Genomic DNA, 9,233 nt, shown 5'->3' with positions numbered 1-9,233 from the left:
GCTCTTTTTTGTTCAAACCTCAAATTTCTTCATTACAGGAATGCTCCTAGATTGAAGCTCGCCTTCATAAGCAAAATGATTGAACCTGTTGCTGCAGCTCCAAATAAAAGGTGAATCCCGACATCGTAACCCTTTATACAGCTATTCTTAAAGATGAGTTATGCGCTTATTTTGATAAGTAATGCAGCCGCGAATGCAATGTAATAAGTCAATTTGACTGTGACAGGTTTAATTATTTCAGAAACGGGGCCATTAGCTTAATAACTGCCTCTTACATTCTCTTCACTTTTAAACATATGTCTTATCCCTTTACCTGCCAGTGGTTCGTCTTTATATCTTGGTATAACGTGAAAATGAGCGTGGAAAATGTGCTGACCACCTACTTCGCCGCAGTTCCAGCCTAGATTGTATCCTTGAGGCTTGTGTTCCTCATCTAAGTATTTTTTAACCCTTTGAAGAAGACGGTAAGTTGCTTCCCATTCATCCTTAGTTAATTCAAATACAGTTTCTCTATGTTTTTTGGGAACAATTAGCCCTGCTCCTTCAAGCAGACCGCCTTTTATTTTAGATTGTTCCAATTGTAAAAAATGACAATGTTCATTGCTAAAAATAACTTCTTGTTTAGGTTCTATTTCTGGATTACAAAAAATACACTTTTCCATCATGATCTCCTCATTTTTTATTTATCTTCCTCAACCTTTCTACCTCTATAATATATTCAACAAAGAGGGTGCTTCTCCTCCTACAAGGACCGCACCTGCTAGTTTAAAAAGTAGAATTAAAAAAATCATGAGCAATTTCATTCATTTCATCTGGTTTCTCGACAACTGTCCAATGACCACAATTTCTTATGGTAATTAATTTTGAATGGGGAATATAATCGATTAATAATTCCTTTATCAACTTAGAAGTTAAAATATCGTCACAACCTTGGGTAACTACTATGGGAATATCTTTAATACTATCTAATTTACTAATTACATCATAGTGTCCTAATATGTCTTCTCCAATTTGCTGATTAACTGTTGGATTAATAGAAGTTTTTGCTTTTACCTTTAATGAGTCCTCGGTATATACATAATATTTATCCAAAATCGCTAACACCTCATCAATGGATGACTCTCCATTTCTAACCCCTTCTTCTAACTTAGATAGTTTCGATTTTTCACTTTCCGATAATTTTTTCTCAAGTTCCTTACCAAAGGTTTTAAAACCTTCAGCTGAAACGCCTATTGCAGCTGTTAGAAGAATTTTATTTACCCTTTCTGGATACGTAGTTGCATATAATAGAGCTAGCATTGAACCCCATGATTCACCAAATATATTTATCTTTTCCAGTTTTAGTTCTTTCCGTAATAATTCCAATGTACATACTTCGTCCATCATGGAGTATTGACCATCAATAGAAGGAGCTGATTTTCCACACCCTCTCTGATCATAGAATACTAATTTAAACTTCCGGGAAAGTGGTAACACGTGAGGTAGAAAAAAACGATGCTCACTACCTGGTCCGCCGTGTAAGAAAACAATAGCTTCTCCTTCCCCTATTGTATTAATATTTAACCCCTGAAAATTAATATTAGTTAGATTGAATGTTCCCTTATTATCAACAGTCATTTAAGTCCTCCTAAAATGATTATATTTTTTATTAATAGCTAACCTGCCCCGTCTACAAAATCGTCATATTGACAATATCCCTATTATGCTAGAGCAGCTCTTAATGAAATTGGTATTAACGAGTAGAATTATTCCTATTATGATTGAAGGTATGGCAAAAGATTAAAAAGCTTCTGGCATATCTTCTGCCATCACACCTCTCTCACTAAAAAGTAATCCTAATATAAGAAACAGAAAACCTAACCAACCAATTGCCTTGCCAAACTTAGTATATTTTTTATCAAGTTTAGTCACCATTCCATTCATATTGAAGTACAAAAAAACGAAAGGTAATAGATTCTAGTTGGAACCACTATACTCCAGTGTAATCGGCTCGTTTTTTTCCATCGTCGCTTCATAAATACGGATATTTCCTACAGTTGATTCGGGGGCATCAGAATGAACCTCAAAGTTTTCATTTAGTGATATCGTCCAAACAGCTTCATTATCCCGCTTTAAAACAACAGCCAGCGTACCGAACTGCTCGATATTTTCCCACTCAAACAGTTCCGTCTTCCCATCTTCAATCACAGTAATACCTTCCGTATCACTTATCAATTGAATGTTCTCACCCTGCCAGCGACCATGAATTTCAGCTGCTACATAATAATAGGATATGCCGCTACCGCGATCACCATACGTACCTATAAATTGTTGAATGGTATTGTCCTTTTGCTTCGTATGTAACGGCAGCAATATCATTCGCTAACCATTCTACTTGAAATTCTCCTTTTGTATCAAAAGGTAATCTTTCCTTTGGACGAGCGAGAATACCATAGTAGTCCCGATAATACACGGCCGCCCCATCCTCTACATTCTCTTTAATTGATAAAATATGCTTCCAATTAGGGGATATACTTGTAATATTTTTGACTGCTTGATTACTCGATACTAGTAGAAATATATGAACCATAATAAAAATAAACACTATACCTGCACCAATGAATTTCATCCTTTGCTTGAGATTTATCAGAAGTGGAATTGCTAGGGTTAGAAAGAGAATACAGAAAATGTTTATGATGTAAAATAACCGATCATCAATATACTCTACTTGGTATTTTTTAGAGATGAATAGATATCCCATCTGAAAAGTGAAAATGCCAATAGAAATAACAAATAGCGCCCAGCCTACTATGTTCATAAAATTATTCTTGTTCTTCATCATTCGGCTGTACCTCCCTCTGAAACTCCCACATTTTTCCATTATCTTCTGAAATAAACTTTCCCTTTACTTCTCCACCTTTATAATCACCGTTCGGACCTTGATTCACTAATACGGACAAATTCCCTTGCTCTTTTACAGGAATTTCAGCCTGTACAAAAATTTGATCATACTCATCTGGAATATTTATTGTTGCTTCATTCCATGTGTGCCCACCATCTAGTGTCAAATAAAGATCAGGTGCCTCCGGGTTTATCGTTCCAAAGGATAGAAAGCCTGTTAATACATCAACAAAACCACCATCATAAATTAATCTTGTTACTCCAGAATTGGTAGTTTCCTCCCAGCTTTTGCCACCATTATGTGTTAGAAAGACGTGTGAAGATTCCTGTGACATCGTGCGATCACCCGAAATAATAACGTATCCAAAATCTTCATTTAGAAAGTCTACTTTTCTGAAACGCATCACGGTGAAGGGTTCCGTTACTACTGATTCATCCCATGTCTTTCCCTGGTCGGTTGAATAGGTTAACAAAATTCTTTGATTATCCCAGCTTGGTCCCTCAGAATATAGAAATGCCGCTTGGTTTTCTGTAAGAATATAGCTATTTTCAATCAGTTCTTGCTTGTTTCCATTGTATTCACCACTAAATAATTGATCTAACTCAACCGGAACCTTAATCCAATCCTCCCCTTGATTAAACGTAATGTTCAACTCATTATTTTGTAAAGTGTAGGCTATCTGCTCGTTAGGAGGCTGAAACTCTTGGGAATCAGATTGTTCATCTTCATTTGGTGACTCTTGATTATCACGTATTTCATTCGGCTGTGAGAACTGCGAATATGATAGATTATCTCGGGTTTGATAATAGAATATCGCGGTAACCATTAGGACAAGCATGATAACGCTTGATAAGCCCAGTAAAAGGTTTTTCATTAGGATTTCCCTTTCTTTCTAGTACTATAATGAACGATGATTAAGTAATGCATCCGTTACTTGGATAAGATAAAAGAGTTCAATGGAATAATTTATTCGCTGTCATTTTTTAGAAGTGCTTTTTATATAGATTTTTCCAGCTCCCTCAAACACAATGATAATCTATTCTTAATCATTTCTTTATCCCCCATTTGTTGCAATGTCTTGGCATTCAGTTCACTTTCATTTAGTGTTTCATAGTGTTCATGAGTTTCTAACAAAACCCATAAGACATAGTCCTCCAATAAGCGATGTTGCAATTTCTCATTATTATCTATGTATCCTTTTATAAAACCATCGGCAATTCTACTCATTATTTTGGAATTTTGGTCATAGGCATGCTTTCGATATCTGGGGGCATTGGAGTATGCAGGAAGAAGAAATTTATAACAAAACACAACATACCCAGCATATTTTAAATCAAAATCTAACCGAGGAAATGGATCAATTAAAGAAACATTTTCTAAACCAAATATAATATTTTCTGGCGTTACATCTTGATTGACTAATGATATCTTTTGCGGACTTTTGCGTCTTTTATCAATTATATTTACTACCTTATCTACAACTTTTTTACGATCAAATTTTAAATCGGAATTAGTCAATTCATTTAATATACTTAAATAAATATCGTTATCATGTTGCCATATTAGGTTAGTTTCCTGTTGAATATTCCCTTCAAGTCGTTCACCATTCCATATAATATTTCCGAATCCTTTTATTTCGGGAATTTTTTCATGCATGCCCTTAAAAAATCTTCCTAACTTTCCTCCAATGACAAAGCTCTCAGAATGACTGATATCCTGAAGTTTTTTCCCTATACCCATAAAACTTTCTACTGTAAAAGCCAATGATTCCTCAAGAATGTAATCAAAGAATAAAGGACAAATATGAAAAGAAGTTTGGTTGGCCTGATGATAATACGCTTTTGAAGATTCATACTCAGTAATCAAATCAATCTCATTATATTCTTGTAGTTGTCCATATGATTCTTTTTTTCTTATTCTTAATACAAGTTCTCCTTCATGTTTTCTTTCTATTTTATAGACATTGTGCCAAGCACCTTCACCAATTTTCATAATATGATCCATCGCTGAGTTTTCAATGTTCAACTTCAAAATAGCATCCCTTACTTCTTCATTTATCACTACAAATGATCCTTTCTTTAACAGATTCTAATTAAGCTAAACCGTCCCGATAATTAAGTAATTCCACTCCATAATACCACAATATTCAGGTAACTTTTTCAATAGAAAAGACAAACCAAGTTCTTCGTATGATTTTGATATATTTACTGGGAACAATTTATTTTTAAACAATATGAATCATCATTTTGGTGAGAGAAGAAAAACCGCTCTCCTTCTATTGGTTTCTATATTATAGAAACGCACTCAAACAAATTTTCCCGTTTATCGCATCCGATTCTGGAATATATTGCTGTTCCTAAAACTGGTTGAAAGTTGTGTGGAAATTGTAATTGAAACGCCTTTAATAGGCTTTTCAAGAAACTCACTATCAGTTTGTATATACATATATTAGCTGTCATACGTCCCTTTACCTATTAAAATCTTTAGTACTTTATATCCATCTGAAGGATAGCCACCATAAGGTCTCCACCATTTTGGATAAATTATTGGAATGACAGTCACAACAAATTGAATAAGGTTCAGCCAAAACATGCCTGTTATAAGATAGTGTTTATTAATGGGATGATGAAGAAATAAGTATAGTATAAATGCGAAAAATGCAGAAATTAAAGGCCCACTGATCGTCGTTATAACGCTCTGTAACTTTGTCATATAATTATTCTTTTCGTATCTACAGATTCCTCCCATTCCCAGGGTAATGTGAAAATGTACCCTACCTATTCTGAAACTCTCTTTATTTGAATTACTAAAATCACCAATATATACCCTTGCCACACCGTCTTTAGTGGAGCAAACCAATCCCATAGCATGTCCTATTTCATGAATAAGTGTTGTTAAAGGAAGCCCGATTACATATATAAACGTAAATACTAATATATAAATGAAATCATCCCCTTATCTACAAAAATAAAAACTTCTTAAAAGTTTCTTTTCATTTAGTTTACCATACCCCATTTAACCAGTTCTTGCTTGTTTCCGTTTGCAATGTATTCACCACTAAATAATGATCTAACTCGACTGGAACCTTATTCCAATTCTCATCTTGATTATAAGTGATGTTCACTCATTAACATCGCTTCGTTGACAGCTATAACTTCAACAGCTTCGATTGTTAAATTTGTTTCTTTCTTTAACTTCTCTAATAACTGCTTGTTCTAACATCTCCCCTTGGCAATTCCTTGCTTTAACCAAAGAAAAGATCCAAAACGTTACTTCCAGTTGAACTAGTTTTCTTATAAAACTCTGAATACCCGCAGTTTTTACAGTAAACAACAGTGAATTGATTGTGCTGGACATCAAACGTTTTAGATAAACCAGTGCCGGTCATTGCAACATCCTTCGTATCCGCCTCTGTACTTCCACATTTAATACATCCTTTGTTACTTCTCACTTTCGCTCATCTCCTTTGATATAAAAAACAATGATATTTTTTAGATCCTTTTTATAAATCTTAAAATCTCCATTTGAAAGGAAACTGCCCTTTAATGCAATTAATTCCCGGAAATAACTTTTGGATTAAAACACTCTATGTTGATTTATACTTCCTTTTATCATAAATCATATTGGCGTTTCCCTTTATTAAAGAAATAATAATAACTGATCTCAAATATTAAAAATGCTACAACCAAACTTGCCGAAAAAGGACGCGGCGATTCCATTAAAAAGGTAACGAAATATGTTACTATAAATGCTACTGAACCTACAATTAGGGAAAGTTTTAGACATGTTCTTTTCAATTTACATACCCCTTTCCTATTCCGCGGTTTGGATGAAATATCAAAATCACAGACTCCAAATTGGACTCTATATTAATACGATTGACTTAAACAAATTGTTTCAAACTCTCATCCACTAAACTGCCCAATCGATATATATAACCTTCGTCAAGTTTGTTTTCCCGCAATCGTAGAAAAGTATTAGAAGGGGGGAAGATGTTTGGTTTATCAGATTTAGTGGATCTCGTAATATCTGCATTCATTATCTTTCCTGCTGTCATTTTTTAAGAGAGTTAGGATATATAATTTTCGGCCTCCTAATTTGGTGCAACACGCACCCATCCATTTTTATCAAAAAAAGACTTTTACCTTAAACTTGGCAAAAGTCTCTCGGGTTCAAAGCCATTATTCGTTTTACGACCAGCTTAACTGCGCGAAATGGAATAAGTAAGTGTTTCAGATCGCGGTTAAGATCTCTATATGCTCGAACAAACCCGATTTTTGTTTATTCGGGAGATTAGAGTACCTCTCAAAGACCGAACAAATTTAAGTCTTGCTCATTCGAGGGATTAGAGCATCTCTTACATCTCTTATCGCCGAACGAATTCAGAATTTGTTCAAATAGCTATTAAAAGTTAAAACGCCTCTACTCTTGAAGACAACGAAAAAATTGCAGTTAATATGTATTAATTTTTGTGTTGTATGTGTGTTGCGTTTGAATGTTTTTATATCTTTTTCAAAAAACAAAAAATCGTAAACCCTTATGCATAAAGGCTTACGAATGAACTTCAAACTTCTTTTTAACCCATCTTAATTGTAAAATACCGGTGGTCGGGATCGAACCGACACTCCCGTGAAGGAACAAGATTTTGAGTCTTGCGCGTCTGCCTATTCCGCCACACCGGCATTGGAGGCGGTAACCGGATTCGAACCGGTGGTAAAGGTTTTGCAGACCTCTGCCTTACCACTTGGCTATACCGCCAGATAAAAAAATGGAGCGGAAGACGGGATTCGAACCCGCGACCCCCACCTTGGCAAGGTGGTGTTCTACCACTGAACTACTTCCGCATCATAACTGGGCTACTAGGATTCGAACCTAGGAATGACGGGACCAAAACCCGTTGCCTTACCGCTTGGCTATAGCCCAATAATAACTAACTATTAAATGGGGCGACCGGTGGGGGTCGAACCCACGAGTGCCGGAGCCACAATCCGGTGCGTTAACCACTTCGCCACGACCGCCATTTAAATTAAAAAAACAATGGCAGGGGTAGTAGGAATCGAACCCACATCAAAGGTTTTGGAGACCTTCGTTTTACCATTAAACTATACCCCTATATCAAATGGTGGAGGGGGGCAGATTCGAACTGCCGAACCCTGAGGGAGCGGATTTACAGTCCGCCGCGTTTAGCCACTTCGCTACCCCTCCAACAATAATACAAATGGTGGCTCGGGACGGAATCGAACCGCCGACACACGGATTTTCAGTCCGTTGCTCTACGGACTGAGCTACCGAGCCGTAATAACTTTTTTCTAAATAGTGGCGGCCCGGACGGGACTCGAACCCGCGACCTCCTGCGTGACAGGCAGGCATGCTAACCAACTGAACTACCGGACCTTAATTTGGTTGCGGGGGCAGGATTTGAACCTGCGACCTTTGGGTTATGAGCCCAACGAGCTACCGGACTGCTCCACCCCGCGGTAATAAGAAATATGCAAGTTTTGCTCATGCATAATAATAGAATAAGGACAATTCGTCGTGTTTCGGGATAATTCGGAGAAGCTTACACTTCTCACAAAGCCTATTCAGAGGTGTTTCGGCTTTTCTCAACTCCGCGATCGTAAAAATACATATAAATAATGGTGGAGGATGCAGGACTTGAACCTGCGCCCCCCTGCTTGTAAGGCAGGTGCTCTCCCAACTGAGCTAATCCTCCGAAGCATCGGACATGCTAGTGCATGTGTTGCAATAGGACGTTGCATATTTAATATGCCTTCCTAAAAAATGGTGACCCGTACGGGATTCGAACCCGTGTTACCGCCGTGAAATGGCGGTGTCTTAACCGCTTGACCAACGGGCCATTAAACTAATAATATAATTAAACTAATAATATAATGGCGGAGAGCGAGGGATTCGAACCCTCGAGACCGCGATAGCGGCCTACACGATTTCCAATCGTGCTCCTTCGACCAACTCGGACAGCTCTCCATTGAGCTTAAGTAATACAGTCGAAATCTTTCCTGAATTAACTTTCAGAAGCTTATATTTTCATTAGAATTAACTTTATGGTTAATCGCCCGGCAACGTCCTACTCTCGCAGAGACAAAGTCTCAACTACCATCGGCGCTGGAAAGCTTAACTGCTGTGTTCGGTATGGGAACAGGTGTGACCTCTCCGCCTTCATTACCAGACCTAGTGAAAAAACTACTTATTGTTAATTCTTGTAAAAATCAAGTTATTTTTTTGTCACAATCATTATTATAACCGATTCATAGAAAAAATCAAGTGTAAACTATCTTTTATGTAAAAATTATACCCTGAAAACTAAATAAGAGTAGATCACGACATCAAAATA

7 protein-coding genes, 13 tRNA genes and 1 rRNA gene are annotated in these 9,233 nt (G+C 36.7%); all 21 read right to left on the bottom strand.

Annotation, left to right across the window (positions count from 1 at the left end):
• Positions 1-257: 257 nt before the first annotated feature.
• The 21 genes from IEX94_RS18975 to rrf all read right to left on the bottom strand — a co-directional run bounded on the left by IEX94_RS18975 (position 258) and on the right by rrf (position 9,069).
• On the bottom strand, positions 258-662 hold the full coding sequence (locus IEX94_RS18975) for an HIT family protein (RefSeq protein ID WP_188859753.1): 405 nt from the start codon (positions 660-662) through the stop codon (positions 258-260).
• 103 nt (positions 663-765) lie between these two features.
• Positions 766-1,617: an alpha/beta fold hydrolase gene (locus IEX94_RS18970; RefSeq protein ID WP_188859751.1), complete on the bottom strand. Its 852-nt coding sequence runs from the start codon at positions 1,615-1,617 to the stop codon at positions 766-768.
• Between the two features lie 339 nt (positions 1,618-1,956).
• On the bottom strand, positions 1,957-2,358 hold the full coding sequence (locus tag IEX94_RS19940; protein ID WP_229782808.1) for a hypothetical protein: 402 nt from the start codon (positions 2,356-2,358) through the stop codon (positions 1,957-1,959).
• Entirely contained in the window at positions 2,288-2,821 is a 534-nt protein-coding gene (locus IEX94_RS19935; protein ID WP_229782807.1) for a hypothetical protein, read from the bottom strand. The genes IEX94_RS19940 and IEX94_RS19935 overlap by 71 nt, the downstream gene beginning before the upstream one ends.
• Positions 2,802-3,755, bottom strand: a complete 954-nt coding sequence (locus tag IEX94_RS18955) for a sialidase family protein (RefSeq protein ID WP_188859747.1) — start codon at positions 3,753-3,755, stop codon at positions 2,802-2,804. Before IEX94_RS18955 ends, IEX94_RS19935 begins: the two co-directional genes overlap by 20 nt.
• Positions 3,756-3,877: 122 nt before the next feature.
• Positions 3,878-4,942 (bottom strand): hypothetical protein, encoded by a 1,065-nt coding sequence (locus IEX94_RS18950; RefSeq protein WP_188859746.1) that lies wholly within the window; start codon positions 4,940-4,942, stop codon positions 3,878-3,880.
• Positions 4,943-6,125: 1,183 nt separating this feature from the next.
• The gene (locus IEX94_RS18940) at positions 6,126-6,332 is read right to left on the bottom strand and encodes a zinc ribbon domain-containing protein (RefSeq protein WP_188859742.1); all 207 of its coding nucleotides are present in this window, start codon (positions 6,330-6,332) and stop codon (positions 6,126-6,128) included.
• 1,147 nt (positions 6,333-7,479) lie between these two features.
• Positions 7,480-7,563, bottom strand: a tRNA-Leu gene (locus IEX94_RS18935).
• Positions 7,564-7,565: 2 nt separating this feature from the next.
• A tRNA-Cys gene (locus tag IEX94_RS18930) sits at positions 7,566-7,639 on the bottom strand.
• 11 nt (positions 7,640-7,650) lie between these two features.
• Positions 7,651-7,725 (bottom strand) — tRNA-Gly (locus IEX94_RS18925).
• 7 nt (positions 7,726-7,732) lie between these two features.
• Positions 7,733-7,804 (bottom strand) — tRNA-Gln (locus tag IEX94_RS18920).
• 19 nt (positions 7,805-7,823) lie between these two features.
• Positions 7,824-7,899 (bottom strand) — tRNA-His (locus IEX94_RS18915).
• A gap of 20 nt (positions 7,900-7,919) precedes the next feature.
• Positions 7,920-7,993 (bottom strand) — tRNA-Trp (locus IEX94_RS18910).
• An 8-nt stretch (positions 7,994-8,001) separates the two neighbouring features.
• Positions 8,002-8,086: transfer RNA gene (locus IEX94_RS18905), tRNA-Tyr, on the bottom strand.
• A 14-nt stretch (positions 8,087-8,100) separates the two neighbouring features.
• Positions 8,101-8,176: transfer RNA gene (locus IEX94_RS18900), tRNA-Phe, on the bottom strand.
• 22 nt (positions 8,177-8,198) lie between these two features.
• Positions 8,199-8,275, bottom strand: a tRNA-Asp gene (locus IEX94_RS18895).
• A gap of 6 nt (positions 8,276-8,281) precedes the next feature.
• A tRNA-Met gene (locus IEX94_RS18890) sits at positions 8,282-8,358 on the bottom strand.
• A gap of 160 nt (positions 8,359-8,518) precedes the next feature.
• Positions 8,519-8,594: transfer RNA gene (locus IEX94_RS18885), tRNA-Val, on the bottom strand.
• A 69-nt stretch (positions 8,595-8,663) separates the two neighbouring features.
• Positions 8,664-8,738: transfer RNA gene (locus tag IEX94_RS18880), tRNA-Glu, on the bottom strand.
• 35 nt (positions 8,739-8,773) lie between these two features.
• Positions 8,774-8,866, bottom strand: a tRNA-Ser gene (locus IEX94_RS18875).
• A gap of 87 nt (positions 8,867-8,953) precedes the next feature.
• Positions 8,954-9,069, bottom strand: a 5S ribosomal RNA gene (rrf, locus tag IEX94_RS18870).
• Between the last annotated feature and the right edge of the window lie 164 nt (positions 9,070-9,233).

The organism is Oceanobacillus indicireducens (assembly GCF_014647195.1).
Taxonomy (GTDB): Bacteria; Bacillota; Bacilli; order Bacillales; family Amphibacillaceae; genus Oceanobacillus; species Oceanobacillus indicireducens.
The sequence above is the reverse complement of the archived record's forward strand: the minus strand, read 5'-3'. Positions and strand labels throughout refer to the sequence as shown.